21 protein-coding genes and 1 tRNA gene are annotated in these 26,991 nt (G+C 67.4%); 5 read left to right on the top strand and 17 right to left on the bottom strand.

The genetic code is table 11. The features are described 5' to 3' along the window. Positions 1-39: 39 nt before the first annotated feature. Positions 40-1,845 (bottom strand): translation elongation factor 4, encoded by a 1,806-nt coding sequence (lepA, locus tag GQ464_RS15680; RefSeq protein ID WP_166977054.1) that lies wholly within the window; start codon positions 1,843-1,845, stop codon positions 40-42. 297 nt (positions 1,846-2,142) lie between these two features. On the opposite strand from lepA, the gene GQ464_RS15675 reads away from it, so the two are divergent. From GQ464_RS15675 to GQ464_RS15665, 3 genes are all read left to right on the top strand, one after another. Beyond that, positions 2,143-2,721 (top strand): RNA polymerase sigma-70 factor, encoded by a 579-nt coding sequence (locus GQ464_RS15675; RefSeq protein WP_166977052.1) that lies wholly within the window; start codon positions 2,143-2,145, stop codon positions 2,719-2,721. After that, a complete protein-coding gene (locus GQ464_RS15670; RefSeq protein WP_166977050.1) occupies positions 2,718-3,701 on the top strand; it encodes a FecR domain-containing protein in 984 nt (327 codons plus the stop codon). The genes GQ464_RS15675 and GQ464_RS15670 overlap by 4 nt, the downstream gene beginning before the upstream one ends. 139 nt (positions 3,702-3,840) lie before the next feature. Next, a complete protein-coding gene (locus tag GQ464_RS15665) occupies positions 3,841-6,648 on the top strand; it encodes a carboxypeptidase regulatory-like domain-containing protein (RefSeq protein WP_166977048.1) in 2,808 nt (935 codons plus the stop codon). Here the strand turns inward: GQ464_RS15665 and GQ464_RS15660 are convergent. The 9 genes from GQ464_RS15660 to GQ464_RS15620 all read right to left on the bottom strand — a co-directional run bounded on the left by GQ464_RS15660 (position 6,638) and on the right by GQ464_RS15620 (position 18,043). Next, positions 6,638-7,321: a signal peptidase II gene (locus GQ464_RS15660; RefSeq protein ID WP_166977046.1), complete on the bottom strand. Its 684-nt coding sequence runs from the start codon at positions 7,319-7,321 to the stop codon at positions 6,638-6,640. The two genes, GQ464_RS15665 and GQ464_RS15660, sit on opposite strands and share 11 nt — an antisense overlap. An 82-nt stretch (positions 7,322-7,403) precedes the next feature. Continuing rightward, positions 7,404-7,817 carry a TraR/DksA family transcriptional regulator gene (locus GQ464_RS15655; RefSeq protein ID WP_228350354.1) on the bottom strand — a complete coding sequence of 138 codons (414 nt, stop codon included), beginning with the start codon at positions 7,815-7,817 and terminating at the stop codon, positions 7,404-7,406. A gap of 87 nt (positions 7,818-7,904) precedes the next feature. Next, on the bottom strand, positions 7,905-11,093 hold the full coding sequence (gene ileS, locus GQ464_RS15650; protein WP_166977042.1) for an isoleucine--tRNA ligase: 3,189 nt from the start codon (positions 11,091-11,093) through the stop codon (positions 7,905-7,907). Between the two features lie 172 nt (positions 11,094-11,265). Then, on the bottom strand, positions 11,266-11,985 hold the full coding sequence (locus tag GQ464_RS15645; RefSeq protein ID WP_166977040.1) for a four helix bundle protein: 720 nt from the start codon (positions 11,983-11,985) through the stop codon (positions 11,266-11,268). A 43-nt stretch (positions 11,986-12,028) separates the two neighbouring features. Next, complete coding sequence (locus tag GQ464_RS15640) at positions 12,029-12,892, bottom strand: purine-nucleoside phosphorylase (protein ID WP_166977038.1); 864 nt, start codon at positions 12,890-12,892, stop codon at positions 12,029-12,031. 4 nt (positions 12,893-12,896) lie between these two features. Next, entirely contained in the window at positions 12,897-13,931 is a 1,035-nt protein-coding gene (locus GQ464_RS15635; protein ID WP_166977036.1) for a DivIVA domain-containing protein, read from the bottom strand. Positions 13,932-13,997: 66 nt separating this feature from the next. Continuing rightward, positions 13,998-14,732 carry a YggS family pyridoxal phosphate-dependent enzyme gene (locus GQ464_RS15630; RefSeq protein WP_166977034.1) on the bottom strand — a complete coding sequence of 245 codons (735 nt, stop codon included), beginning with the start codon at positions 14,730-14,732 and terminating at the stop codon, positions 13,998-14,000. Positions 14,733-14,788: 56 nt separating this feature from the next. Further along, the gene (locus GQ464_RS15625) at positions 14,789-17,308 is read right to left on the bottom strand and encodes an ABC transporter permease (protein ID WP_166977032.1); all 2,520 of its coding nucleotides are present in this window, start codon (positions 17,306-17,308) and stop codon (positions 14,789-14,791) included. 27 nt (positions 17,309-17,335) lie between these two features. Next, on the bottom strand, positions 17,336-18,043 hold the full coding sequence (locus GQ464_RS15620; RefSeq protein ID WP_166977030.1) for an ABC transporter ATP-binding protein: 708 nt from the start codon (positions 18,041-18,043) through the stop codon (positions 17,336-17,338). A gap of 112 nt (positions 18,044-18,155) precedes the next feature. Here GQ464_RS15620 and GQ464_RS15615 point away from each other — a divergent pair, with 112 nt between their 5' ends. Continuing rightward, complete coding sequence (locus tag GQ464_RS15615) at positions 18,156-18,872, top strand: arylesterase (protein ID WP_166977028.1); 717 nt, start codon at positions 18,156-18,158, stop codon at positions 18,870-18,872. Between the two features lie 10 nt (positions 18,873-18,882). On the opposite strand, the gene GQ464_RS15610 is transcribed toward GQ464_RS15615, so the two are convergent. The 6 genes from GQ464_RS15610 to GQ464_RS15585 form a co-directional block, all read right to left on the bottom strand. Further along, a complete protein-coding gene (locus GQ464_RS15610) occupies positions 18,883-20,325 on the bottom strand; it encodes an NAD(P)(+) transhydrogenase (Re/Si-specific) subunit beta (RefSeq protein WP_166977026.1) in 1,443 nt (480 codons plus the stop codon). A gap of 89 nt (positions 20,326-20,414) precedes the next feature. Next, entirely contained in the window at positions 20,415-20,687 is a 273-nt protein-coding gene (locus GQ464_RS15605) for an NAD(P) transhydrogenase subunit alpha part 2 (protein WP_166977024.1), read from the bottom strand. Between the two features lie 49 nt (positions 20,688-20,736). Next, positions 20,737-21,873 (bottom strand): Re/Si-specific NAD(P)(+) transhydrogenase subunit alpha, encoded by a 1,137-nt coding sequence (locus GQ464_RS15600; RefSeq protein ID WP_166977022.1) that lies wholly within the window; start codon positions 21,871-21,873, stop codon positions 20,737-20,739. A 225-nt stretch (positions 21,874-22,098) separates the two neighbouring features. Beyond that, positions 22,099-23,214, bottom strand: a complete 1,116-nt coding sequence (gene serC, locus GQ464_RS15595; RefSeq protein ID WP_228350353.1) for a 3-phosphoserine/phosphohydroxythreonine transaminase — start codon at positions 23,212-23,214, stop codon at positions 22,099-22,101. 26 nt (positions 23,215-23,240) lie between these two features. Then, a complete protein-coding gene (locus GQ464_RS15590; RefSeq protein ID WP_166977020.1) occupies positions 23,241-24,443 on the bottom strand; it encodes a 3-phosphoglycerate dehydrogenase family protein in 1,203 nt (400 codons plus the stop codon). Positions 24,444-24,522: 79 nt separating this feature from the next. After that, positions 24,523-25,740, bottom strand: a complete 1,218-nt coding sequence (locus GQ464_RS15585) for a DUF1015 domain-containing protein (protein WP_166977018.1) — start codon at positions 25,738-25,740, stop codon at positions 24,523-24,525. Positions 25,741-26,001: 261 nt separating this feature from the next. On the opposite strand from GQ464_RS15585, the gene GQ464_RS15580 reads away from it, so the two are divergent. Next, positions 26,002-26,074: transfer RNA gene (locus GQ464_RS15580), tRNA-Met, on the top strand. A gap of 61 nt (positions 26,075-26,135) precedes the next feature. On the opposite strand, the gene GQ464_RS15575 is transcribed toward GQ464_RS15580, so the two are convergent. Continuing rightward, a complete protein-coding gene (locus GQ464_RS15575) occupies positions 26,136-26,858 on the bottom strand; it encodes a FadR/GntR family transcriptional regulator (protein WP_166977016.1) in 723 nt (240 codons plus the stop codon). Between the last annotated feature and the right edge of the window lie 133 nt (positions 26,859-26,991).

Raw genomic sequence — 26,991 nt, 5'->3', positions numbered from 1 at the left:
GATGGTACCATTCCTGATGCGCACGGGCCCGCCGGCGTTTCAATCTTCCATGGAAAGCACAGCCAGGAACGCCTCCTGGGGCACCTCGACGCGCCCCACCTGCTTCATCCGCCGCTTGCCCTCTTTCTGCTTTTCGAGCAGCTTGCGCTTGCGCGTGATGTCGCCGCCGTAGCACTTGGCCGTGACGTCCTTGCGCAGGGCCTTCACCGTCTCGCGGGCGATGACGCGCGTGCCGATGGCCGCCTGCAGGGCCACCTCGAACATCTGGCGCGGGATCAGGTCCTTGAGCTTGCGCGTGAGCTTGCGCCCCATCTCGTACGCCTTGTCCCGGTGAACGATGGTCGAGAGCGCATCGACCGGGTCGCCGTTGATCAGCACGTCGAGCTTGACCAGGTTGCTGGGGCGGTAGGCCAGAAATTCGTAGTCGAACGAGGCATAGCCGCGGCTGACGCTCTTGAGCTTGTCGTAGAAATCGAAGATGATCTCGGCCAGGGGCAGCTCGTAGACGAGGCCCGCCCGCTCGGTGTCGAAGTACTGGGTGTTGACGTAGACGCCGCGCCGCTCCTGGCAGAGCTGCATCAGGCTGCCGATGTACTCGGCCGGGGTGATGATCTCGGCCTTGACGTACGGCTCGCGGATCTCCTCGATCTGACCGGTGGGCGGCATGTGGCTCGGGTTCTCGACCACGACGACCTGCCCGTTGGTCAGCAGCACCTCATACTTCACGTTCGGCACCGTCGTGATGATGTCGAGGCCGAACTCGCGGTCGAGCCGTTCCTGTACCACCTCCATGTGGAGCAGGCCCAGGAACCCCACGCGGAAGCCGAAGCCGAGCGCGGCCGAGGTCTCCGGCTCGAAGGTCAGCGCGGCGTCGTTGAGCTGGAGCTTCTCGAGCGAGGCACGCAGGTCTTCGAAGTCGTCGGCGTTGGTGGGATAGACGCCGCTGAAGACCATCGGCTTGACCTCGCGGAAGCCGGCCACCGGTGCCTCGGCCGGGCGCCGTGCATGCGTGATCGTGTCGCCGACCCGGGTATCGTGCACGTCTTTGACCGACCCGATGATATAGCCCACCTCCCCGGCCCGCAGCGCCTCGACCGGGTGCATCCCCAGCTTCAGGATACCGATCTCCTCGGCGTCGTACTCCTTTCCGTTCGACATGAACAGCATCCGGTCGCCCTTGCGCAGCGTGCCTTCGAAGACGCGGGCATACACGATGGAACCCCGGTAGGAGTTGAAGACCGAGTCGAAGATGAGTGCTTTCAGCGGCGCCTCCGGGTCGCCCTTGGGGGGGGGAATGCGTTCGACGATGCGCTCGAGCAGTTCGGGCACGCCCAGCCCCGTCTTCGCGCTGATGTGCAGGATGTCTTCGGCAGGCTCTCCGATGAGATGCTCAATGGATTGCGCGACGACATCCGGGCGGGCGCCGGGCAGGTCCACCTTGTTGAGCACCGGGATGATCTCGAGATCGGCCTCGAGGGCCAGGTAGAGGTTCGAGATGGTCTGCGCCTCGATCCCCTGCGCGGCATCGACGACGAGGATGGCGCCCTCACACGCTTTCAGCGCCCGGGACACCTCGTAGGTGAAGTCCACGTGCCCGGGCGTGTCGATCAGGTTCAGCACATAGGTCTGGCCATCCCTCGCCGTGTACTGCATCCGGACGGCGTGGCTCTTGATGGTGATGCCCCGCTCGCGCTCGAGGTCCATGCTGTCGAGCACCTGTTCCTGCAACTCGCGCTGCGAGAGTGTGCCCGTAAGCTCAAGGAGCCGGTCGGCCAGGGTACTTTTCCCGTGGTCGATGTGGGCAATGATGCAGAAGTTTCGGATCTTGCGTTGATCGTAGACCATCGAAGGACCGGATTGGGAGCACGCAGCCGGATGCCGCGCAAGGACCGGAGCCGAGGCGACCGGGGATCCGGCGGGAGGCCGTCCCGGCGCGTATCGCGGCTCTTATTCGGATCGGCACAGGCGGGTTCCTCCCCCGGCAAGGGACCCGCCCTGCCTTTCGCCGAGATTTCGCCGCCCGGTGCCGGCACGGAATAGAACCTCGATCCCATGCCGGTGTTCTAAGGCTATCGTCGCCGGTGCATCCATTAGGTATTGAAAGCCCGCCCGGTGTATTAAAACGCGACCGTAACACGGCGTATGCAATCCATTTCGGAGGACCAGTTTCGTGCCTGGAGCGACGGGTTACGCCGCTCCGACCGTGCGGCCTATGCCTCCGTCTTTGATGCAACGTACGACGCGCTCTTTCGCTTCGCCTGGTACATCACCCACGACCAGGAGGCCTGCTACGACATCCTGCAGGACGTATATGCCAAGCTGTGGCGTATCCGGGAACAGATCGACCCGGATCGCTCCCTCAAGGCCCTCCTGTACCAGATGGTGCGAAACTACGCGCTCAACCACGAACGCCAGAAAAGACGACACGCGACCACGCCGCTCGACGGCCTGCCGGTGGAACCGTCGACGCCGGAACGGGTCGAGGAGGACCTCGACGCCGCCGCGTTGCAAAACCGGCTACACGCGTGGATCGCGGAGATGCCGGAACGCCGGCGCCTGGCTTTCTCGCTGAGCCGTTTCGAAGGACTCAGCCACGAAGAGATCGCCGAGCGCATGAACCTGGCGCCCAAGACGGTCAACAACCACATTGTCCTCGCTTTGCAATACCTGCGTGAGCGGCTGCAGGAATACCGCGCGCAAAGCGAGAGCCTGCGAACGTGAAACGAGAACGCAACATACCTCCCCTGCCCGAAGCGGTGGCGGCCCGGCTCGAGGAACTGAGCGAGGCGGAGCGGGCATCCCTCCGGGAGACGTGGGTGCTGTGCGAGACGGCACGCCCGGAGGTCGCCCCGGACCCCGCCCGCAAGGCGGCCGCGCGCGCGTCCCTGCTGGCCGAAGCCGAACGCACCACGGCGGCCCGCCGGCTCCCCTCGTGGAGGCCGTTTGCGTCCCGGCTTCGCCTGCTCCACAGGCCCGGCTTCCTGCGGCCGGTCGCCGTGGCGGCTTCGGTGATGCTGCTCGTCGCCGTCGCTTTCCTGCTCCGGGAACCCCGGCCCACCATCTACCAGGCACCGTACGGGGAACGCCTGGCGCTGCAACTGCCGGACGGCTCGTCGGTGGAGCTGAACAGCGGCTCGACGCTGCGCCTGGCCCCGGACTTCGGCCCGGCCGGACGGCACGTCGTCCTCGAGGGCGAGGCCTTCTTCGACGTCACCTCCCACAAGGCTGCCTTTGTGGTCGAGACCTTCGATGCCGTCACCGAGGTGCTCGGCACCCGCTTCAACGTACGGGCCCGGCCGACGGACCCGATGGCGGCAACCCGGGTGGCGGTGGAAGAGGGGCGCGTCCGCCTCGCCTCGAAGAAAGTCCCGTCGGCGGCACGCGTGCTGACGGCCGGTGAGACGGCCAGCCTGACCCCCGAAGGCGTCCCGACGGCACCGGACACCGGCTCCGTAGCGCACATGCTGGCCTGGCGTTCGGGAGCCCTCGCCTTCCAGAACCAGCCGCTCGGCCTGATCTTCGACGAACTGGAACGGCGCTTCGACCTCGACATCGCGGCCGCCGAAGAACTTCGCCTCAGGCCACAATCCTACTTCAAGCATCCTCCCTTCGACGTCGAAACGGTCCTGGCCGAGCTGACGCAGATGACGGACCTGCGGTATCGCCCCACCGCCAACGGCTATGAAGTATACCGACCCTAGCCGGAGCGGGACCGTATGAGGCGGCCCGGCCTCCGCGGGCGCATCCGGTGAGATCCGTGCGGAGACCGAGGGAACCCGGACACACGGTCTTTGTTTTTTGCGCCGAGTGTCGGCCTGTCCCGTTTCCCCGAGCCTTCCCATGATCCCGCGCCCGTCTGCCCGCGCCGTCCGGGGCTTTCTGTCGCTGCTGGGATTCTTAGCCGGGATCACCCCGGCGCCGGCACAGACCGGATCCCAGCCGGCGGCAGAGCACTACAGCTTTGCCTGGCGGGGCGTGTTGCTGGAGGAGGCCCTCGAACAGCTCATCACCGCCTCCAGGCTCGACGTGGGCTGGGACCCGGCCCTCATCAACGGCCGGCGCGTGCACTGCGTCATCCACGACGCCGTCATCGAAGACGTGCTGCGGTGCCTGTTACAGGGAACCGGGCTGGACTATTACCGCCTCTCCACGGGCACGTACGTCCTCACCTCGATCACCCGCACGGCGCCGCTCTACGGCAACCTGAGCGGCCGCGTGACCGACGCCGAGACGGGACGCCCGCTCTCCTATGCGAACGTGGTGCTGGCCGACGCCTCGGGCCGGGCCACCAACGAAGCCGGCTGGTTCTCTTTCGCCCGCCTGTTGCCCGGCACCTACCGCATCACCGCCTCCCACCTGGGATACCAGAGCGTCACCCGGACGGTCGTCGTACCGCCCGGCGGCCTGGCCCGCATCGAGTTGCCGCTCCAATCCAGGCCCATCCTGGTCAACCCCATCGTCGTCGACGGGATGGCGGGGCAGCGGCACTCCCGGCTGCTCGGGACGTCCGAACTCGAACACCCCGACACCCCCGGCCTGCCGGCACCCGGCGGCTCCGACGTGCTCGGCACCCTCGACGCCCTGATGGGTGTCCGCGTCAGCGACGTGACCGCCGATCTCCACGTCCAGGGCGGCGCGGCCGGTGAACACCAGTTCCGCCTCGACGGGGCCCCGGTCTTCATCCCGCTCAACGTGACGAGCTTCACCGGCCCGTTCAGCCCCTTTGCGCTGGAACAGATCACCGTCCACAAGGCCGGCTTCGGCGCATCGGTCGGGAGCCAGATCGCCGGGGTCATCGAGGCCACCCACGTCCTGCCGGCCACGGCCCCCCGCCGCCTCGACGTGCAGGTGGATCCGCTCAGCATCAACACCCGCCTCGGGCTGCACCACACCGCTCCCGGCGGGATCGAAAAGACCTTGATGATGGCGGGGCGCATCGGGCTGTGGAACCTCTACGCCCCCACCCCCCTCCAGACCCTGCTGCGCGACTGGAACACCATCGACACGTTCATCCTCTCCGCCTTCTCGGACCAGAGCATCCCTTTCCGCGCCTTCGAATCGGTCGGGAACCCCGGGCTTCATTTCCTCGACCTCCACACGGCCGGGCGGCTGCGCTTCGGCCCCCTGCACCTCCTCTCCGGCTCGGTCTACTGGGGCCGGACGCGCCTGGGCAATGCGTTCTCCGGCCAACCCGCCGGCGTCGTCGATCCCGATCCCCTCGAACTGCTCGCCACCGTTCCGGACACCTACCGGTGGGACAATGGCATCGCCCAGGCCCGCTTCGAGTCGATCCTGGGCCCCCGGATGCTGGCCAGCGTGCAGGCACGCGGCAGCTTCTACCACCTGCAGCACCGCTTCCGCGTCCCGGACAGCCTGAGCCTGGCCTCCCCCACCGGCGACGCCAACCGCGTGCTGGAACTGGCCCTCTCGACCACCCTCGACTACAGCCTGGCCGAAGGCCACCTCCTGCGTGGCGGCACCGAGCTGACCCACACGGCCAGCCACTTCACCCTGGCCGGCACCCAGATCCCGCTCCGCCACCGGTTTGCCGGCTGGCGCTGGAGCGGGTTCGCTGAAGACCGCCTCTCGCTGGGCCCGCACCTCACCCTCGAAACCGGCAGCCGGTTCACCTACCTGGCCTCCCGCCGGAAGCTCTACGTCGAGCCGCGGCTGGCGCTCCGCTTCGACTGGGAGGATACACCGGCCGGCGCGCTCTCGCTCTTCCTCGGCACCGGCATCTACCAGCAATACGTCAACCAGTTCGACGTCAGCAGCCGGAGCCCGCGCTCCTTCGTCTCGCAAACCCGTTTCTGGATGGCCGTCGACTCGACCATCTCGCCCCCGCAGGCGCTCCACTACGCCGCCGAGGTGCTCTACCGCCCCGGCAAGGCCTGGGCCCTGCGCCTCGAAGGCTATTACAAACGCCAGCGCCACATCCTGGCCATCGACTACGCCGCCGAGACGTCCCTCCAGGACGACAACATGCCGCAGCGCGACTTCCTCAAAGACAGCCGGGGACATACCTACGGCGCGGCCGTCCAGATCGAACGCAGCCTCGGCCCCGGCCGCCTCCTGGCCCGCTACGAATACACCGACAGCCGCCGCAGCATCTCCGACCTGTTCCGCAACCAGGTACACCGCGTGCCCTGGATCGAACCCCACAACCTCGAATTCCGCCTCGACTTCCAGCCGCTGACGGACCTGACCCTCCTGGCACGCTGGCGCGGCATCTGGGGGCGAACCTGGGGCTTCCGCAAATCCTACTACGACTTCGTCGGGGCCCACCTCGACGACCTCTCCCGCATCCTGGCCGAACTGGCCGAGACGGGCGTCTCCAACGACGCCCGCGTCCGCATCGCCAACCAGGTCCTGGGCTACCAGCTCGACCGCCCCGAAACCCACCCCCTCCCGCCGATCCTGCAACTGGACGTGAGCCTGGCCTACACCTTCCGCGTCGGCGCCACCACCCTGCAAGCCCGGGCCGACGTGCTCAACCTCCTCGACCGGGAAAACGTGGCCGACCGGCGCTTCTTCTACAACCCGGACACCTATTTCGCCGCCGGCAACGACCGGGCGGGCCTGCTGGAGGTGGAAAACCGTCCCCTCCTGCCCCGCTACGCCTCCCTTGCCGTCCGCCTCAGCTGGTAGGCGCCTTCCCGTCGCGTTCCTCCTCCACCGCCGGGTCTTCCGTCGCCGCCGGTGCCATCCCGTTCCGCGTCACCGCCCGCATCGCGAGGGCAGCCGCCTCCTCCTCGTCCCGGGGCGGCATCTCCGCCTGCCCCTGCAACGCCGCCAGGCGCTCGTGAAAGGTTCGCTGAAACACAAGGATCCCGACGACCCCGAGCACGATGGCCATATCCGCCACGTTCCAGATGGGAAAGAGGGCAATGTAGCTGCCCCCGACCAGCGGAATGGCCTCCGGGATGTAGCCGCGCCAGAGGTTGACGTGGATGAAGTCGACCACCCGGCCCAGAAACAGGCCGTCGTAGCCGAGGATCACGCCGTAGAAGACCCGGTCGATGATGTTGCCGATGGCCCCGCCAAGCACCAGGGCCAGGCTGGCCCGGTAGGGAAAGTATGCGCGCCCGATCTTCACCATGTAGAAGATGATCAGCGCCGTGGCCACGATGGAGAAGACCGTCACCAGCACCGGTGGGCCGAACGTGATCCCGAAAGCCATCCCCGGGTTTTCGGTAAAGGTCAGCTTGAGCCAGTCCCCCAGGATCGGGATCGACTCGTGCCGCATCATGGTGTTGAGCACGACGATCTTCGTCGCCTGATCGACCAGCACAACCGCCAGCGTGATCCAGAGTGCGCGCATACCGCTTTTGTCGTTTCAGGGCGAAAAAAAGGCGATCCCGGGGGACCGGAACCGCCACACCCGCCGGCCGGCTCCGACGCGCTCAGCGCTTCTGTTTGAGCTTCGCCGCAATGGAGATCTCCGTATGCGGTACGGCCTCCAGGCGTTCCTTCGAAATGGGCTTTCCGGTGACCTTACAGATGCCGTACGTCTTGTTCTCGATCCGTTCGAGCGCCCGATCCAGGTAGCCGATGTATTTCTGCTGGCGCCCGATCATCAGGTAAAGCTTTTCGCGCTCCATGGCGTCGGTGCCCGCATCGGCCATGTGGAAGCTGTAGGCCGTATCGTTCTCGGCCTGCTCGCGTGCATCGGCGAGCTGGGCGCGCATCCGCTCGATGTCTTCCAGGGCCGCCTGCCGCTTCTTCAAGATCAACTGCCGGAAGTACTCGAGCTCCTCGTCCGTGAACGGGGTGATGCGCTTCTCCTTTCCCGTGCCCGCCCCAGCGGGAGACTCCATCTTTCTCTCAGCCATAGCCAAACGTCGACTGACGGTCTTTATTAAATAAAACGGGTAAACCGGCACAACGGCATCCCCGCTGCCCGGTCACGTCTCGATCCGGCGTACGCCCACGGTCACCTCTTCGGCATCGATCTCGAAGCGTTCGACGAGGTCACCTTCCGGATGTGTGGCTTCTTCCAACTCAAGAGCGAGCGTCTCGTTCCGGATCCATTCGGCATGCCGGCGGACGGCCTCGCGCAGGCGCGGGGTGGCCCGGAAACGGACGGCAATGCGGTCGGTCACCTCAAAGTTGGCCTGTTTGCGCAGGTTCTGGATGCGGTTGACCGTCTCACGGGCCAGGCCTTCGGCGCGCAGTTCGTCGGTGATCGTGGTGTCGAGCGCGACGGTGACGCCGCCCTCCTGCCCCACAAGCCAGCCTTCGATGCCTTCGCTGACGACCTCGAGATCGCCCGGGCCGAGCGCCACCTCCTGGCCGTCTACGTGCAGGGTCAGCCGTCCGTCCGTCAGGTATCGTTCAATGGCGTCGTCACTTAAGGCCCGTACGGCCTCGTTGACCGGCTTCATGAGCTTGCCGAGCCGCCGCCCCAGCACCTTGAAGTTCGGCTTGGCCGAGCGCCGGACCACCCCGCTGGTGCCGGCGACGTACTCGACGGCCTTCACGTTCACCTCGTCCCGGATGATGGCTTCCACCTGCTCGACGGCCTCCCGCTCGACCCCCACCCCGGTGACGACCAGAATGCGGGGCAGGGGCTGCCGCACGTTGATGCCCGCCGTGTTGCGGAGTGCGAGGACGACGGACGAGATCGTCCGGGCCAGCCCCATCCGGTGCTCGAGCGCCGCATCGACGGCTTCCGGCTCAACCACGGGAAAGTCGGCCAGGTGAACGGAGACGGCGGCCTCCCGCCCGGTGGTCTCGTTGAGGGCCCGGTAGATCCATTCGCCGAAGAAGGGAGCGATGGGGCTCATCAGCTTCGCCACGGCGATCAGGCATTCGTAGACGGTCTGGTAGGCGGCCAGCTTGTCCTCGGCGTCCTGCCGGGCGGCCGCCTTGGCCCAGAAACGCCGCCGCGACCGCCGGATGTACCAGTTCGAGAGCTCGTCCACGAAGCGCTCGATGGCCCGGGCCGCCTTCGTCGGGTGATAGGCTTCCAGCGCCGCATCCACCTCGGCGACGGTCGTGTTCAGCCGGCTCATGATCCAGCGGTCGAGCTCGGCCCGGTCGGCCACGGCCACACGCGGCTCGGCATAGCGGAACCCGTCGATGTTCGCGTAGGTGGCGAAGAAGTTGTACACGTTGCCGAGCGTGCCGAAGAACTTGCGCAGCGTCTCGCGGATGCCCTGCTCGGAGAACTTGAGGTCTTCCCACGGCGGGGTGTTGCTCATCATGTACCACCGGACGAGGTCGGCGCCGTGCGAGGCGATGACCTCGAAGGGGTTGACGGCGTTGCCCCGGCTCTTGGACATTTTCTCGCCCTTCTCGTCGAGCACCAGCCCGTTGACGACGCAGTTCTTGTAGGCCACGCTGTCCATGACGATCGTGGCGATGGCATGGAGCGTGTAGAACCACCCGCGCGTCTGATCGACGCCCTCGGCGATGAAGTCGGCGGGGAAGCTGCGCCGAAAAGCTTCCCGGTTTTCGAAGGGATAATGCCACTGGGCGAAGGGCATGGCGCCGGAGTCGAACCAGACGTCGATGAGGTCGGGGACGCGGCGCATGGTGCCGCCGTCGGGAGCGGGCCAGGTGAGCCGGTCCACGAAGGGGCGGTGCAGGTCGATCTCGTCGTCCCGTTCGGGCAACTGGTCCCCGCATTTCCGGCGCAGCTCGGCAATGGAGCCGATGACCTCGACGTAGTCGGACCCTGGTGCGTCGGACTCCCAGACGGGCAGCGGGGTCCCCCAGTAGCGGCGGCGGCTGAGCGCCCAGTCGACGTTGTTGCGGAGCCATTCGCCGAAGCGCCCCCGGCCGATGCTCTCCGGCTGCCAGTTGATCGTCTCGTTCAGCGCGATGAGCCGGTCTTTGACGGCGGTCGTGCGGATGAACCACCCTTCGACGGGGTAGCTCATCAGCGGCGTGCCCCGCCGCCAGTCGTGGGGATAGTTGTGCAGGTAGGTCTCGTGCCGGTAGAGCAGGCCGCGCTCGCGCAGGTCCCGGATGATGACCCGATCGGCGTCCTTGAACCAGAGGCCGGCCACCAGGCGGGCCTGGTCGGTGAAGCGGCCCTCCGCGTCGATGGGGTTGAGCAGCGGCAGTCCTTCCCGCTTCGCCGTCTCGAAGTCTTCCGCACCGAAGGCCGGGGCGGTGTGGACGATGCCCGTGCCGTCCTCGGTGGAGACATAGTCCGCCGGCACCACACGCCAGGCGCGGCCGGGCGGCACCTCCCGCGTGAAGTAGGGATAGAGCGGTTCGTACGTCTTCCCCACGAGTTCCCGTCCCTTGAACGTCGCCACGACCTCGTAATCCTCGCGGAGCACCTCGAGGCGATCGCGGGCCAGGATAAGGTACTCGGTGCCGGTGTGGGGGTCCTCCCGGCGCACCTTCACGTAGTCGATCTCCGGCCCGACGGCCAGCGCCGCATTCGAGATGAGGGTCCACGGCGTGGTGGTCCAGGCCAGGAAGAAGGTCTCCGGTGCGTCCGTCGCCCGGAAACGCACGTAGACGCTCGGATCCTGCACCTCCCGGTATCCCAGGCTCACCTCGTGCGAGGAGAGGACCGTCCCCGAACCCGGGCTGTACCACTGGATCTTGTATCCCTTGTAGAGCAGCCCCTTCTCGTGGATCTGCTTGATCAACCACCAGACGGTCTCGATGTACTTCGTCTCGAAGGTGATGTAGGGATGTTCGAGATCCACCCAGTAGCCCATGCGCGTGGTCAGTTCATCCCACTGCGCCTTGTACCGGAGGACGCTCTCCCGGCAGGCCGCGTTGTACTTCTCGATGCCGTAGGACTCGACCTGATGCCGCCCTTCCAGCCCCAGCTCCTTCTCCACCTCGATCTCGACCGGCAGGCCGTGCGTGTCCCATCCCGCCTTGCGCTCGACCCGGAACCCCTTCATGGTTTTGAACCGGCAGAAGGTGTCCTTGATCGTCCGCGCCATGACGTGGTGAATGCCGGGCTGCCCGTTGGCGGTCGGCGGGCCTTCATAGAAAGAGAACGTGGGGGCCCCGGCGGGCTTCTCGATGCTCTTCTTGAAAATGTCGTGCTCCTTCCACCACCGAAGGATCTCGCGTTCGAGCGCCGGATGATCGAAGCGTTTGACTTCCGGAAAGGTCATGACGGAAAGGGCCTCCAGGCAATGGCCGCGCGCGGAAAGAAACCGATGAATCAGGCGCGAAAGATACGCAATTCGGGAAGGCGGGTTCGGGAAAAAACGCTGAAGCGCCACGGCGGCGCCTTCGCCGGGGAGACGGGTGACGGTGGCGCGGGCGACCGGAAACGCGACCGGCTCAGTCGATGCCCAGGTCGAAGCGACGGCGGAGATCCTGCACGTACAGGCCCAGTTCGTTGCGCACCTCGAAGGCCTGTTCGTAGAGGCGCCGGTACACGTCGGGGGGCATGTAGGGGGCCGCCTTCATCTCACGGAGCAGGCCCAGCGCGGCATTGGCGGCCGCCAGCCCTCGCTTGGCACAGGCGATGTTGCCGCCGATCATGTCGCGTTCGTAGCCGATGCCGTGCCCCTTGGCGATGTTCGCCGGGATCTGGGTGACGTGCGTGCAGAACTGAACCAGCGTGCTGTCCTTGACGTCGCCGGGCAGGGCATTGGCCCATTCGAGCACCTCGGTGGCCAGCCGGAAGGCCTGCTGGTAGACCGGCAGTTCCCGGAAGCTCTGCAACGCGTCCTCGAAGAGCGCCTCGTCGTCGAAGGCCTCCTCGTCTTCCAGGCCGAACCACCCGACGCCGGCCTCCTCCTCGTCTGCTTCGTCCTCGGTATCGAAGAGATCGAAGAAGAAGCCATACCCGTGGTCTTCCGGATAGAAGCCTTGTCCTTCGAGGAAGTCGCGGAGCTGGCTTTCCCAGAAGCGCCGGCCGGCCTCGTCCCCTTCCTCGGGCAGGGGGTGCTCCGTGAGGAAGTTGAACAGCAGGTCCATGAAGCGATTGACACGGCGGTCGTTCTCGCGCAGAAACGCCTCCCAGCGCTCTTCGTCCCAGATTTCGTCTTCGTGCATGATCACGCCAGGCTGGTGGCACGATACGCGGCTGCCGGGCAGCCTATCCGGTTACCGGGACAAGGGCCGTCACGACGGCCTTCGTGAGCGCCGCCAGCCGGGGTCCCGCCTCGGCGGCGGCGGCCAGCACCTCTTCCAGGGAAACCGGCTCCAGCGCATCCGGAAAGCACTCGTCCGTGATGACGGAGACGGCCATCACCCGGAGGTTCATGTGCCGGGCGACGATGACCTCGGGCACGGTGCTCATCCCGACGGCATCGGCTCCGATGCTGCGGAGAAAGCGGTATTCGGCCCGGGTTTCCAGGTTGGGTCCCGTTACGGCCACATACACGCCCTGCTGCAACTTGATCCCCAGCTCGAGCGCACGGGCCTCGGCCAGGCGCCGCAGTTCGGGGTCGTAGGGCTCGCTCATGTCGGGAAAGCGCGGCCCCCACTCGGCGATGTTCGGTCCTTCGAGGGGATTGGCTCCCTGCAGGTTGATGTGGTCGGTGACCAGCATCAGGTCGCCCCGCCGGAAGTGGGGGTTCATGCCGCCCGCCGCGTTCGAGATCAGGAGCGTCTCGATGCCGAGGACGCCCAGCACCCGGACGGGAAAGGTCACCTGCCGGGGAGAATAGCCTTCGTAGAGGTGAAAACGTCCCTGCAGGGCCAGGACCGGCACGCCGCCCAGGCGCCCGGCCAGCAGCTTTCCGTGGTGGGATTCGACCGTCGAGAGCGGGAAGTGGGGCAGGGTCTCGTAGGGCATCGTCACGTCGACGTCGATCTCGTCGGCGAGGGTGCCGAGGCCGGTGCCCAGAATGAGCCCTATGCGCGGCACGACGCGCAGCCGCTCGCGCACGGTGGCGGCCGTCGCTTCGACCTGCCGCCGGTAGGCTTCGACGTCGAAGGTTCCGGGATCTGCGGGCATGGGGTCAGTCGAGGTCGTCGAGGATGCGGCGAATCTTGGCGATCTCGTCGGAGGGGATGCTCTCGTCCTCCTTGCCGGCAGGGGGATCCGGTTTCTTCGCCGCCTCGCTCCCGGCCGGTTCGGTCCCGCTTTCCGGTCCGGGTCGGATGAGCGAGTTGACCCGCCAGCCGGGGCGCTCGCCGCCGGTCTCGGCGGGCCGCTCGGTGTCCGGTGCCGCGCCGGCCTCAGAGGCTTCGTCCTCCTGCGGTGCTTCGTCTTGCAGGGCCTGCCACCGGGGCTGCGGGTGGTCTTCCACCGGTTCCGGCGCGGGTTCCTCCTCCGGCTCCGGGGCCATGTCCGCTTCCGGCTCCGGAGCCACGTCCGCTTCCGGGCCGGAGGTCACCGCACCGGGGTCCAGGGCCGCGATCTCGTCGGCCAGTTCCCGGAGAAGCTCCTCCTCGTCCTCGCCGGCCGCGGGCGCGGCCGGCTCTCCGGATGCCGGGGTCCCGGACTCCTTCGCCGCCGGCGACGGGGCATCGGCCCGGGCCGCCAGGTAACGGGCCGTCTCGGAGCGTTCCTCCCCGGGCAGCAGCTTGATGAACCCCACGGGGTCGTCCCCCTCGAAGTGGGCCAGCAACTCCATCTCGGAGAGCAGAAACGCCCGCAGCCGCGCCACGATCTCCTTGCGACGCCCGGCGATCTGGGCCGCCTCGTGCTTGAGCCGGTGCCGCTGCTCCTCGGCGTCGCGCTTGATCTCCTTCGCCCGGGCCTCCGCTTCCTGCAGAATCATCTCGGCCTTGCGTTCGGCGTTCTCGATGGCCTGGCGGGTGCTTTCCCGGGCCGTCGCGAGTGCCTGCTGGAGCGCCTCCTCCACCTTCAGATAATGTTGCAGCTTGGCTTCCTGCTCGCGCAGGCGCTCTTCCAGGCGTGCCTTTTCGTCCAGCAACTCCTGCCACTGATCCGCCACCATCCGCAGAAAAGTCTGCACCTCGTCGGCGTCGTAGCCCCGAAAGCCGCGCGTAAAATCCTGTTTCCGGATGTCGAGGGGGGTAAGTTTCATGGTCTCGCTTCGGCGGGTGAATGAGCACGGTGGAAATATAATCGACCGGCGGGTGCCCGGCAAAAGCTACGGCGCCTCGCGTGCGCCGAAGAGGGCCGTGCCGATGCGCACGTGGGTGGCCCCCTCCTCGACGGCCACCTCGAAGTCGCCGGTCATGCCCATGGAAAGGTAGCGCAGGTCGACCTGCGGGTTGTCCCGTGCGTCATAGGTTTCCAGCAACCGCCGCAGCAGCCGGAACTGCGGGCGCACGTCTTCGGGATCGTCGGCGGGGGCTGCAAGCGTCATCAGGCCGACGACGTGCAGGTGCTCGCAGGCTGCCAGGGCATCGAGAAACGGGTGCACCGCGCCGGGATCGAGCCCGAACTTGGAGGGTTCACCGGAGACGTTGACCTGGACGAAACACGGCAGCACCCGCCCGGCGTCGGCGGCCCGTCGCTCCAGCGCTTCGGCCAAGCGCCGGCTGTCCAGGGCGTGGAAGACGTCGGCATGCCGGACGACGTCGCGGGCCTTGTTGCGCTGCAGATGGCCGATCATGTGCCAGCGTACCGGGCCGCCGTGGAGCGCCCCCGGGATCCGCCCCGCCTTCTCGACGAGTTCCTGCACCTTGTTTTCGCCGAAGTCCTCCAGCCCGGCCGCCCGGGCAGCCGCCACGGCTTCGACGGGAAACGTCTTTGTCACCCCGATGAGCGTGACCTCGTCCGGCGAGCGCCCGGCCCGGCGGCAGGCCCGCTCGATGCGTGCCCGCACCGCCGCCACCGCCGCCGCAATCGCCCGTTCGTCCACCACCGTGTCGTCGTACATGCGTTGCACTCCGTTCAATCCGTTCGCATTCAGCTTTCTGAAAGCAAATGCAAAGCTCATGTTTCCGCCCGCAGCACCTCGAGGGCACTCCGGTCGTAGATCCCGCGGCTGTTGAGCAGCCCGACAGCCAGCGTGAGCCCGGTGACCACCAGCAGGGCGACGGCCAGCGCGGCCGGCGGCGCCACGAAAGGCGTCTCGAAGACGAAGAAGGCCAGCGCCCATCCCCCGCCGAGGGCCAGGACGAGCCCCGTCAGCGTGGCAAAGAGACCCAGAAACAGGTATTCGACGGCCATGATGCGGAACACCTGCCGCCGGGAAGCCCCCAGCGTCTTGAGCAGTACCGTCTCCTCGACGCGCTGGAAACGGCTCACGAGCACGGCCGCCGCCAGCACGATCAGCCCCGTCAGGATGCTGAACAGGGCCATGAAGCGGAGCACGAAGGCGATCCGCCCGAAAATGGCATCGAAAACGTCGAGGATGAGCGAGAGGTCGATGGCCGAAACGTTGGGAAAGTCCTGCACGACGGCGGTCTGCGCGGCCGCCGAGGACGCCTCGTCCGGCGTGCGGGTGAGCACCACGAAGAACTGAGGCGCCTTCTCGAGCACCCCCCGGGGAAAGACGAAGAAGAAGTTCGTCTGCATGCGGCGCCATTCCACCTGCCGGATGCTGGCGATGCGGGTGGGCACCTGCACCCCCTGCACGTCGAAGACGACCGTATCCCCGAGGGCCACCCCGAGGTCGCCCGCGATGTCTTCCTCGACGGAGACGGGGACGACCGTCTCGCCCGGCGGCACCTCTCCGATGAACTCGCCGGCCACCAGGGTTTCACTGTCGGTCAGCGCGTCGCGGTAGGTGGAGCGGTATTCGCGCCGGTGGGCCCAGGTCACCCGGGCCGTCGAGTCGGCCCGCAACTCGTCGAGGGTACGGCCGCCCACGGCATGGATGCGCATCGTCACGATGGGCACCGCGTCGAGCACCGGCAGCCGTTTCTGCTGCAACAGGGCCGTCAGGCCGTCCACCTGATCGGGCTGGATGTCGAAGAAGACGAGGTTGGGCCGTCCTTCTCCGCCGGCGAGTTCGATCTGCCGGACGAGCGTCTGCTGCGTGAGGAACAGGGTCATGATGAGGAACGTCCCGAACCCGAGCGCCAGCATGAGCAACAGGGTCTGGTTGTTCGGTCGATAGAGGTTGGCCAGTCCCTGCCGCCACACGTAGGGCCATGACGACGGGAAGTAGCGCCGGACGAGGACGATGATGAGCCGGGCCACGCCGGCCAGCAGCCCGAAGACGAGGGCCAGCGCCGCCGCGTAGCCGACGCCGGTGAGCGTGTTCGGTGCCTGCGCCACGGCAAAGCCGGTGATGCCGCAGGCCAGCAACCCGAAGACCACCCACCGGAGCGGATCCCGGCGTCCCGGGCGTTCCGGCTCGTAGGCGGAGCGGAGCGCCCGCAGCGGCGAGACGTTGCGCACGCCGAGGAGCGGAAGCAGGGCAAAGAGCACGGTCACGCCGGTCCCGACGCCCAGCCCCAGCGCGAGCGCGCTCCAGGAGACCGAGAAGGGCACCGCCACCGGCAAGAAGCCGGCCAGCACCCGGGGCAGCAGGCCCTGCACGGCCAGGCCGAGCAGGCATCCGGTCACGGCCCCGATGAGCCCCATTGCCAGCGCCTGCACCAGGTAGACGCCGAAGGTCCGCCACGCCCTCGCCCCGAAACAGCGGAGCACCGCCACCGTCTCGATCCGTTGCCGGACGTAGACGTGGACGGCGCTCGCCACGCCGACGCTGCCGAGCAAGAGCGCCATGAAACCGACGAGGCTGAGGAAACGGTAGAGGTTGGTGAGCCCCTCGTCCCAGTCCGCCTGCACCTCACCCACGGTATCGACCCCGATGTCGGCCCGCCGGAGGCGGGGACGCAGGTCATCGCCCAGGGCCTCCACGTCGCGGCCGTCGTCGAACCGGAAATAGATCTCGTACTCGGCCCGGCTGCCCCGGCCGAGCAGGGTCGTGTCGATCCCGGCCAGCGGGATGTAGATGCGGGGGCTGAAGAGCATGGCCACCTCGGACTCCCGGGGCGTCCGGAGCAGCTGCCCCGCGATGCGATAGGTGACGCGGCCGACACGCACCGAGTCGCCCACGGCAAGGCCGAGCTGCTGCATGAGGTTGCGGTCGACGAGGGCCTGCCGCCCCTCCCGGTAGGTGTGGGCCGCCCCGGGAGGGTCCGTCTCGACGGTGCCGTAGAACGGATAGGCGCCCTCATGGGCACGGACGGTGGCCAGCCGGGCGGTGTTGAGCCGGGGAAAATAGGCCATGGAGGAAAACGAGACACGGCGGGCCTGCCGCCCCCCGAGCGAGTCGGCCAGGGCTTCCACCTCCGGCGGGAACGGCAGGTCGGCCTCGAAGCTCAGGTCGGCGCCCAGCAGGGTGCGTGCCTCCTCGTCCACGGCGCGGCGCAGGTTTTCTCCGAAGGCGTTAATGGCCACGAGCGCCGCCACGCCGAGCACCATCGCCGCGACGAAAAGCAGGAGGCGCCGCCGGCTTCCCCGGCTGTCTCGCCATGCCATCTTCAGGATCCAGTTCATGGGGTGGTCTCCGTCGAAGGACCGCCTTCAGGAGGCCGCGACGCGTTTTGTGGGCGCGTGCATCCGCTCGTCCGACACGATGACGCCCCCGCGCAGGCGGAGCAGCCGCCCCGTACGCCGGGCCAGTTCCAGGTTATGCGTCACCAGCACCAGCGTGGTGCCCGCGGACCGGTTCAGATCGAACAGCAGGCGTACGATGGTCTCGCCGGTGTCGGCATCCAGGTTGCCGGTGGGCTCGTCGGCAAAGAGGATGCGGGGACGGTTGATGAAGGCCCGGGCCAGCGCCACCCGCTGCTGCTCGCCGCCGGAGAGCTGCGCGGGGTAGTGCTCGAGCCGGTCGCCGAGCCCCACCGCCTCGAGCAATGCGACGGCCCGGTCGCCGGCCGTGCGGTCGCCCCGGAGCTCGGCGGGCACCATGACGTTCTCGCGCGCCGTGAGCGTGGGGATCAGGCGGAAGGTTTGAAAGACAAAGCCGACGTGCTCGTTGCGCACCCCGGCGCGTTCGTCCTCGTCGAGGGGGCCCAGGTCCACCCCGCAGAGCCGGACCGTCCCGGCCGTCGGCGCGTCGAGCCCGGCACACAGGCCCAGCAGGGTCGTCTTGCCACTCCCCGACGGCCCCACGATGGCGCAGGTGTCCCCGTCTTCGAGCGTGAACGTCACATCGCGCAAGACGGTCAACTCCCGCGTCCCGCTGTGGTAGGTTTTCGTCAAGCCGTCGACTTCCAAAACCGGCATGGCTGCCTTCCTTTCGTTGCGTCGTTTCGAGGGTGTCTTCGAACCGGCCCGGGGGAAACCTGCCGGTGGGGCCGGCGGTAGAGTGCCCGGACGCAGCCGCCAACCCGTTGCCATGAAAACGTTTCGCCTATACCCGCTTCCCCTGCTGTGTGTTCTGTGGCTGGCCGCCTGCGGGCGCGGCGACCCCGGCACCGCCCCGCCGGAACAAGCGCTCGAGCCCGGCAACCCCGAACGGGCGGAAACGCACACCGCCGCGGAACGAACCATCCTCTTCCTCGGCGACAGCATCACCGCCGGCTACGGCCTCGATCCGTCCCAGGCGTTCCCCGCCCGCATCCAGGCCCGCATCGACTCGCTCGGCTGGCCGTTCCGCGTCGTCAACGCCGGCCTCAGCGGCGAAACGAGCGCCGGCGGGCTGCGCCGCATCGACTGGCTCCTGCAACGACCGGTGGACGTGCTCGTGCTCGAACTCGGCGGCAACGACGGACTACGCGGCATCGACCCCGAGGTTACGAAAGCCAACCTGCAGGCCATCATCGACAAAACCCGGGCCGCCTACCCCGAGGCCCGCATCATCCTCGCCGGCATGCAAATCCCCCCCAACCTGGGACACGACTACACCGAACGATTCCGGCAGATCTACCCGGAACTGGCCCGCGAGAACGACCTCCTCCTCATCCCCTTCCTCCTCGAAGGGGTCGGCGGCGTACCCGAACTGAACCTGCCCGACGGCATCCACCCGACCGCCGAGGGCCACCGGATCGTGGCCGAGACCGTCTGGCAGACGCTCCGCCCGGCCCTTGAAGCGATGCTGGAAACAACGACGTGACCGGCCCCCTTCAGGACAGGGCCTTCACCTCGGCGATGAGTTTCGTGAGCGACTCCTTGGCGTCGCCGAAGAGCATCTGCGTGTTCTCGTTGTAGAAAAGCTCGTTCTCGATGCCGGCATAGCCGGGCCGCATGCTGCGCTTGAGGACGATGGCCGTGCGGGCGTGATCCACGTTCAGGATGGGCATGCCGTAGATGGGGCTGCTCTTGTCGTGCCGGGCGGCCGGGTTGACCACGTCGTTGGCCCCGATGACCAGGGCCACGTCGGTGTTGTCGAACTCCCCGTTGATCTCGTCCATCTCGAAAAGCTGGTCGTAGGGCACGTTGGCTTCGGCCAGGAGCACGTTCATGTGGCCCGGCATGCGACCGGCCACCGGGTGGATGGCGAACTTGACCGTGACACCCTTCTCCTGCAACAGCTCGGCCAGCTCGCGCACCTGGTGCTGGGCCTGCGCCACCGCCATACCGTAGCCCGGCACGATGATCACCTGCTGGGCATAGCTGAGCAGGATGGCGACATCTTCCGGCGTCGTCGCATGGACCGTCTTCCCTTCGAGCGCCCCGGCGGGACCGCCCCCCTCCAGCGCCTCGCCGCCGAAGCCGCCGAGCAGCACGTTCAGCAGCGAGCGGTTCATCGCCACACACATGATCTTCGTCAGGATCAGCCCCGAGGCGCCCACGAGCGCCCCGCTGACGATCAGCGCCGTGTTGTCCAGCACGAAGCCCGTGGCGGCGGCGGCCAGCCCCGAGTAGGAGTTGAGCAGCGCCACCACCACCGGCATGTCCGCCCCGCCGATGGGGATCACCAGCAGGACGCCGAGCAGCAGCGCCGCGGCCATGAGCCCCGTCGTACCGTAGACCACCGGTTCGGTGACCGCCGGAAAATCGCCGGCGCCGGCCATGGTATACCCGATCCCGACCAGCGCCCCGAGCGCCAGCAGCACCGTCAGCACCCGCATGCCGGGAAAGGCGATGGGGTTGCCCGAAACCCGGCCCGAGAGCTTGCCGAAGGCGACGAAGCTGCCCGAAAACGTCACCATGCCGATGAGGACGCTCAGGCCGATCGTGAGGGCCGTCACCAGGTCGAACACCTCGCCGGCGCCGGCCGGCTCGCCGTGCTGCGTGATGAACTTCGCCACCTCGGCTCCGGCCACCAGCGCCGAGGCCAGCCCCCCGAAACCGTTGAAGGCCGCCACCAGCTCCGGCATGCCCGTCATCTCCACCTTCCGCGCCAGCACCGCCCCGATGGCGCCCCCGAGCACCAGCCCCCCCACCATCTCGGCCGGCGTCAGGATGTCGTGCAGGAACAGGGTCGCCACCACGGCGATGAGCATCCCGACGGCAGCCAGCTGGTTGCCCCGCCGGGCCGTCGCCGGAGACTGGAGTCGTTTCAGGCCGAAGATGAAAAGAATCGCAGCGACCAGGTACGCAATGTCGATGAGGGCCGTGAGCATAGGCGTGACGAAAGACGAAGGGCGGAGACGGGACCGTGGTGCGTAAAGGGTTGAAGCGACCCCACGAAGTACGTACTACGGAATACGACCTACTCCTTCCGCTTGAACATCTGCAACATCCGGTCGGTGACCAGAAAGCCGCCGACGACGTTGATGGTGGCGGCCACCAGCGCCACGAAGCCGAGCCATTTCGCCCAGACGCCGCCGACCATCCCGGCCACCACCAGCGCCCCGACGATGGTGATGCCGCTGATGGCGTTCGAGCCGGACATGAGGGGCGTGTGCAGCGTCTGCGGCACTTTGCTGATCACTTCGCGACCGATGAACGTGGCCAGCACGAAGATGATGAGGTTGTCGAGCATGACGATCCGGGTTGGTGGAGAGGCCGGAAGGCAAGCGCGGGTGCGCGGATCAGCCGGGCGTCAGCAGCCCCCTGACCCGCTCGTGCACTACCTCGCCGTCGTAGGTGACGCAGGCGCCCTTGAAGATCTCGTCCTCGAAGTCCGGACGAAACGCCTCGCCGTCGGCGAACTCGAAGAGCATCGCCATGAGGGTGCGGGCGTAGAGCTGGCTGGCATGCACGGGCATCGTGGCCGGCAGGTTGAGCGGGCCGAAGATCTGCACGCCGTGCTCCACGACGGTGTCTCCGGGACGGGTCAGGGCACAGTTGCCGCCGCTGGGGGCCGCCATATCCACGATGACGGAGCCCGGCTGCATGGCCGCCACGGCCTCTTCGGTGACGAGCAGCGGGGCGGGCCGGCCGGGGATGAGGGCCGTGGTGATGACCACATCCGCGGCGGCGATGTGCGGCACGAGCAACTTCGTCTGCTGGCGGGCCTTCTCTTCGGGCAGGGCCCGGGCATAGCCGCCCGTCTCCTTGTCCTCCTGCGTCTCGAAGGGCAGGTCGACGAACGTGGCGCCGAGGCTCTGCACCTCCTCGCGGACGGCCTCGCGGATGTCGTAGGCCGAGACCCGCGCCCCCAGCCGCCGGGCGGTGGCGATGGCCTGCAGGCCCGCCACCCCGGCCCCGAGCACGAGCACGTTGGCCGGCCGAACCGTCCCGGCCGCCGTGGTCAGCAGGGGGAAAAACTTGGGCAGGGCCGTCGCCGCGATCAGGGCGGCCCGGTAGCCGCCGACGGAACTGAGCGCCGAAAGGGCGTCCATCTTCTGCGCCCGGGAGATGCGCGGCACCAGCTCCATGCTCAGCGCCGTCACCCCCTGGCGGGCCAGCCGCTCGGCCACCTCGGGCCGGTCCAGCGGGCGGAGAAAACCGATCAGCACACTGCCCTTCCGCAGCAACCCGATCTCCGCGTCGTCCGGTGGGTTCACCTTGAGCACGACGTCGGCCGCAAAGGCGGCCTCCCGGTCGACGATCTGCGCGCCCTGGGCCTCGTACGCGGCGTCCGGGTAGTAGGCCCCGGCCCCGGCCCCGGCCTCTACCCGCACCGTCATCCCCTTCTTGACCAGCCGGCCAGCGACCTCCGGCACCAGCGCCACCAGCCGCTCCTCCGGTGCCGACTCGCCCGGCACTCCTACTGTCAAGGCCATAGTCCCCTGTTCTGATGAACAAACGAACGGCCCTTATATACGGCAGACGCGCCTCGGATGCAACGCCGGCCGGTACCCGCCCGGAATCATTGCATAACAAAAAATGTTGAAGATCACCTTTTGCATAAAAAACGCAAGCCACATTCCTCTGCCGCCTGCAAAAGGCAATCAAAGCGTGGCGCGACTCAAATTTGCTTCGATGCGACCCGGCCGGGTCGCATCGCCTCAACCATGCCTGCGCTCGAAGTGGTCCATGAAATCGACCAGGGCCTCGACGGCTTCGGGCGGGCAGGCATTGTAGATCGAGGCCCGGATCCCGCCGACGGAACGGTGCCCCTTGAGCGCCAGCAGCCCGGCTTCCTTCGCCTCTTCCACGAACCGTTTCTCCAGCTCCTCCGAGGGCAGCCGGAACGTCACGTTCATCTTCGAGCGCGCTTCCGGCGCGGCCGTCCCCCGGTAGAAGTCGCTCGCGTCGATCCGGGTGTAGAGTTGCTGCGCCTTGGCCTCATTGATTTTTGCGATGGCCGCAAGCCCCCCCAGGTCCAGCAACCACCGCAGCACCTTCTCCACGACGTACACGGCGTAGACGGGGGGCGTGTGGAACAGCTTGGCCGTATGGGTGCCGTAGTCGAGCAGGGTCGGCAGCGGCCGGTTGCGCCGCTGGAGGAAATCGTCCCGGACGAGCACAAGCGTCACCCCGGCCGGTCCGACGTTCTTCTGGGCACCGGCATAGATGAGCCCGTAGCGGTCGATGTCGATCGGACGGCTCAGAAAGTCGCTCGATGCATCGCAGACCAGCGGCACCTCCACCTGCGGCTCGGTGGCGAACTGGGTGCCGAAGATGGTGTTGTTCGAGGTGAAATGCAGGTAGGCCGCCGCCGGATCGAGGTCCCAGACAGCCGGGTCGGGAAGGTAGGAGAAGTTGCGGTCCTCGCTGGAGGCCGCCACCCGGGCGTTTCCGAGAAACTGGGCCTCCTTCAGCGCCTTTTTTGCCCACGAGCCGGTCACCAGGTAGTCGGCCGTCCCGTCTTTCGGGAGGAAGTTGAGCGGCACCTGGTGGAACTGCAGCGAGGCGCCTCCCTGGAGAAAGAGGATGTGCCAGTCGTCGGAAAGACCGAGGAGCCGGCGCAGGTGGGCACGCGCCCGCTCGGCGACGTCGGTGTATTCCGGCGAGCGATGGCTGATTTCCAGAATCGAGGCCCCCACGTTTTTGTAGAGCGGCAGTTCCGCTTTCATCTCCAGCAACACCGGTTCGGGCAGGACGGCCGGTCCCGCGGCAAAGTTGTACAGCCGTCCGGGCGTCTGCATTCCCGGCAAAATCCGGGCTTCGAGCGTTTGCATTGTTTTCTCCGTTTGCGCTTTCTTCGTCAAAGGTCGATCATGGTGACGGCCAGCACGTCCGGGTGGGCGGCGATGCGCTCGACGGTCGCCTCGTCCGGCTCGCCATCGAAGGTAATATAGGCACAGGCGGCGCGGGCGCCGGCGAAGACCAGGTTCTGCATTTCCTGCACGTTCCAGCCGGCCTTGCGCACCTCGTCGAGCACGGCGGCCAGCACCCCCACCTTGTCGAGGTGGCGCACCGTGAGCTGGTGCGTGGCCGGCGAGTGGTCGGCAATGTTGACGCAGTTGGGCACCTCGCCCGTCTCGGCATAGGTGTTGACCACACGGACGGCCTCACGGGCGATGGCCTCCTGGGCCTGCTCCGTGGAGGCGCCGATGTGGTGGGTCATGTAGACGTTCGGGTGGTTCGCCAGCGGATGGGAAAAGGGGCCCTCTTTGGCCGCCGGCTCGCCGGACATCACGTCGAGGGCGGCGCGGAGGCCCTTCTCGTCGAGCGCCCGGCGCAGCGCCACTTCGTCCACGACCGAACTCCGGGTGGTGTTGATGAAAAACGCCCCCGGTCGCATGGCCGCAAAGAAGGCGTCATCGGCGAGGCGTTCCGTCTCGGGGGTGGCGGCCACGTGCAGCGTGACGATATCCGCCCGGCGGGCCACCTCGACCGGGCTTTCCGCGCGGGTCACCCCCAGCGCGGCGGCGACCTCGTCGGTGAGCGAGCGGCTCCAGGCGACGACCGGCATGCCGAAGGCCTTCGCCCGGTGGATCACCTCGCGGCCGATGTTGCCCACGCCGACGACCCCCAGCGTCCGCCCCTTCAGCCCGGCCGCTTTCGCATACTTCGCCTTGTTCCACACCCCACGCCGGGCATCGAGGACGTTGTCCGGGATAGAGCGGTCGAGGGCGAGGATCAGCCCCATCGTCAGCTCGGCGACGGCGGCGGCATTCTTGCCCGGGCAGTTCGCCACGAAGATGCCGCGCGAGGAGGCCGCCTCGACGTCGATCGTGTCGTAGCCGGCGCCGGCCCGGACGATCAGCTCGAGACGCGCACTGGCCTCCATGGCTTCGGCGGTCACCTTCGTCGAGCGCACCACGAGCACCTCGGGCCGCTCGCTGCGGAGTGCCTCGACCAGCGCCTCCCCCACCAGACCGGGCGCATCGACCACCTCGTGCCCGGCTCGCTCCAGGGCTTCCAGGCAGGCCGGCGAGAGTTTGTCGGCAATCAGGACTTTCATCGTATCACGTGCGTTTGCCGGTGTGCTTTGCCGCTTCGCGTATTCCGCGTGTATGCGGTGGCGCGGACCACCGCTTCGCTCAGAGGTCGTCGAAAAGATGCACGAGCAGGCCGCTGCGGAGCTTCGGCTCGAACCAGGTCGACTTCGGCGGCATCAGCAACCCGGCGTCCGAGACGGCGACGAGTTCCTCGATCGCGGTGGGATACATCGAGACGGCCATCTGCGCCTTACCGCTGTCGACGAGGCGTTCGAGCTCGGCCGTCCCCCGGATCCCGCCGACGAAGTCGATGTTCGGGTCGGTGCGCGGGTTGGTGATGCCCAGCATCGGTTCGAGGATGAACTCCGACAGGCGGCCGACGTCCAGCCGGTCGGCGACGGTGGCGCGCCGGGTGGGCGGCAGCACGAGGCGATGCCACCGCCCGTCCAGGTAGAGGCAGACGACTCCCTTCCGGTCCGGCACCGGGTCCGTGGTGGGTTCGACCTCGAAACGCTCCCCGAGTTGCCGCAAGAAGGCGGCCGGGGAGCCGGGGAGCCGGCGGATGATCCGGTTGTAGGGCAGGATGCGCATCTGCCCCATCGGAAACAGCACGGCCGGGAAGAATTCGGCTTCCGGCAGGTGCGTTCCTTCCCGGCGGAACGTCTCGGCGGCGCGGCTGGCGGCCTTGCACCGGTGATGCCCGTCGGCGACGTAGAGCCGGTCGACCTGCCGGAACGCCTCGACGAACGGGGCGGGGTCCTCCACTTTCCAGAGGGTATGGCGCACGCCGTCGTCGGCCGTCAGGTCATAGAGGGGGGTGCGGTCCTGCGCGGCGTCGAGGAGGCGGCCGACGGCCGCGTCGTCGCGGAAGGTGAGCATCACCGGCTCGGCGTGGGCCCGCTGCGTGAGGATGTGACGGGTGCGGTCGTCCTCCTTGTCCGGCCGGGTCTTCTCGTGTTTGAGGATGGTGTCGTCGTCGTAGTCGGCCACGGCCACGCAGCCGAAGAGCCCCGTCTGGGCCTGCCCGTCCATGATGAGGCGATAGACGTAGAGAGCGGGCGTGTCCTCCTGCACCGCATAGGGGCTCCGGGCATAGGCCCGCAGGTTTTCAGCGCCCTTCGCGTAGACGGCGTCGTCGTGCTCGTCGGTGCCCCGGGGCAGGTCGATCTCGGGACGGATGACGTGCAGGAAACTCAGCGGCTTGCCTTCGGCCAGGGCACGGGCCTCCTCGGTGCTGACGACGTCGTACGGCACGCAGGCGACCTCGGCCGCTTTTTCCGGCACGGGGCGAAGCGCCCGGAAGGGATGTAGGATGGCCATGAATCAGCTCGGTTTCTGTCCCGGAATGGCGCCTCAAAACAAGGTGAAGATACCGACAAAAGCAACCTTCCCGGAAGGGCTTCCGGCAGCTTCGGATGGAGTTAACAGAAAAGCCACGCGGCCTGCAAGAACGACCGGAAAACCGCTGAACGCCCTCATACGGCGGCCTTGCTTCCTCGAATCTTCGCACGCACCGGCCCACCTCCCCCTTGACACGGAACTTTTACCGCCCTATCATGGTTGGCCTAACAGGTAATCGACCGCGGGGTGGAGCAGCTGGTAGCTCATCGGGCTCATAACCCGAAGGTCGCGGGTTCGAATCCCGCCCCCGCTACAACGCAAGACGCCGGCTTCGTTTTCGAGGCCGGCGTCTTCTTTTTGCCCCGTTTCCCGTCTCAGGCGGGCAACGGGTTCTTTTCCGGGTCCCAGCGCAACAGCACGTCGCGCACACCTTCCAGGTGGGTCTTCATCCGCTCCTCGGCCAGCCCGGCGTCGCGGCGGCGCAGGGCGTCGAGGATGCCCAGGTGCTCCCGGTGGTCCTTCTCGCGCGAGCCGTAGATCCCCAGAATCACCCGCTGCTCACGCGAGAAGAGCTGGGTCAGCACCTCCTGAATCTGGGCCAGCACCAGGTTGCCCGAAGCCACGGCGATCTCCCGGTGGAAGGCCATGTTGGCCTCACTGAGCACCGCATCGTTGTCCATGTTCGCCTCGGCCCGGGCCAGCAGCGCCGCCATCCGGTCCAGGTGCTCTTCGGTCGCCGCGGTGGCGGCCAGCGTCACCGCCGTCGTCTCGATCGGGATGCGCGCCTCGACCAGGTCGAGCAGCAGCTTCTTCGAGACCTCCCCGCCGAAAACCGGATTGGAGACGAGCAGGCGGTTGTGACCGCTGCCCACGTAGACGCCGGCGCCGTGGCGGATCTCCACCACACCCATGCTCTCGAGCTTCTTCAGTGCCTCGCGCAGCGTGGGGTGCCCCACCCCGAAGCTGCGGGCCATCTCCATGATCGACGGCAGCCGGTCGCCCGGCTGGTATCCCCGCGCACGGATCAATTGCACCAGCCGGTCCGCCAGGTCGTCGGCCAGGTTGGACTTCTGTACCGGAGCAAAGCCTGCGCTCATGTGCGTTTCCTCTTGACGGGTAAATCGTAAAGTGATATTATGAGTCGCCTCCACGAAGATACACCGTGGAGCCTTCGCACGTCAAGCCCGGGACGGCCCGGCCGACGGAGGACGGCACGCGGGCCGGCATCCA

The sequence above is a fragment of the Rhodocaloribacter litoris genome, assembly GCF_011682235.2.
In the GTDB taxonomy this organism is placed as follows: Bacteria; Bacteroidota; Rhodothermia; order Rhodothermales; family ISCAR-4553; genus Rhodocaloribacter; species Rhodocaloribacter litoris.
The sequence above is the reverse complement of the archived record's forward strand: the minus strand, read 5'-3'. Positions and strand labels throughout refer to the sequence as shown.

Bases quoted from the DNA above. Each gene is read 5' to 3' on its own strand.
- lepA (WP_166977054.1), bottom strand. From the start codon at position 1,845: ATGGTCTACGATCAACGCAAGATCCGAAACTTCTGCATCATTGCCCAC.
- GQ464_RS15675 (WP_166977052.1), top strand. From the start codon at position 2,143: ATGCAATCCATTTCGGAGGACCAGTTTCGTGCCTGGAGCGACGGGTTA.
- GQ464_RS15665 (WP_166977048.1), top strand. From the start codon at position 3,841: ATGATCCCGCGCCCGTCTGCCCGCGCCGTCCGGGGCTTTCTGTCGCTG.
- GQ464_RS15660 (WP_166977046.1), bottom strand. From the start codon at position 7,321: ATGCGCGCACTCTGGATCACGCTGGCGGTTGTGCTGGTCGATCAGGCG.
- GQ464_RS15655 (WP_228350354.1), bottom strand. From the start codon at position 7,817: ATGGAGTCTCCCGCTGGGGCGGGCACGGGAAAGGAGAAGCGCATCACC.
- ileS (WP_166977042.1), bottom strand. From the start codon at position 11,093: ATGACCTTTCCGGAAGTCAAACGCTTCGATCATCCGGCGCTCGAACGC.
- GQ464_RS15645 (WP_166977040.1), bottom strand. From the start codon at position 11,985: ATGCACGAAGACGAAATCTGGGACGAAGAGCGCTGGGAGGCGTTTCTG.
- GQ464_RS15640 (WP_166977038.1), bottom strand. From the start codon at position 12,892: ATGCCCGCAGATCCCGGAACCTTCGACGTCGAAGCCTACCGGCGGCAG.
- GQ464_RS15635 (WP_166977036.1), bottom strand. From the start codon at position 13,931: ATGAAACTTACCCCCCTCGACATCCGGAAACAGGATTTTACGCGCGGC.
- GQ464_RS15630 (WP_166977034.1), bottom strand. From the start codon at position 14,732: ATGTACGACGACACGGTGGTGGACGAACGGGCGATTGCGGCGGCGGTG.
- GQ464_RS15625 (WP_166977032.1), bottom strand. From the start codon at position 17,308: ATGAACTGGATCCTGAAGATGGCATGGCGAGACAGCCGGGGAAGCCGG.
- GQ464_RS15620 (WP_166977030.1), bottom strand. From the start codon at position 18,043: ATGCCGGTTTTGGAAGTCGACGGCTTGACGAAAACCTACCACAGCGGG.
- GQ464_RS15615 (WP_166977028.1), top strand. From the start codon at position 18,156: ATGAAAACGTTTCGCCTATACCCGCTTCCCCTGCTGTGTGTTCTGTGG.
- GQ464_RS15610 (WP_166977026.1), bottom strand. From the start codon at position 20,325: ATGCTCACGGCCCTCATCGACATTGCGTACCTGGTCGCTGCGATTCTT.
- GQ464_RS15605 (WP_166977024.1), bottom strand. From the start codon at position 20,687: ATGCTCGACAACCTCATCATCTTCGTGCTGGCCACGTTCATCGGTCGC.
- GQ464_RS15600 (WP_166977022.1), bottom strand. From the start codon at position 21,873: ATGGCCTTGACAGTAGGAGTGCCGGGCGAGTCGGCACCGGAGGAGCGG.
- serC (WP_228350353.1), bottom strand. From the start codon at position 23,214: ATGCAAACGCTCGAAGCCCGGATTTTGCCGGGAATGCAGACGCCCGGA.
- GQ464_RS15590 (WP_166977020.1), bottom strand. From the start codon at position 24,443: ATGAAAGTCCTGATTGCCGACAAACTCTCGCCGGCCTGCCTGGAAGCC.
- GQ464_RS15585 (WP_166977018.1), bottom strand. From the start codon at position 25,740: ATGGCCATCCTACATCCCTTCCGGGCGCTTCGCCCCGTGCCGGAAAAA.
- GQ464_RS15575 (WP_166977016.1), bottom strand. From the start codon at position 26,858: ATGAGCGCAGGCTTTGCTCCGGTACAGAAGTCCAACCTGGCCGACGAC.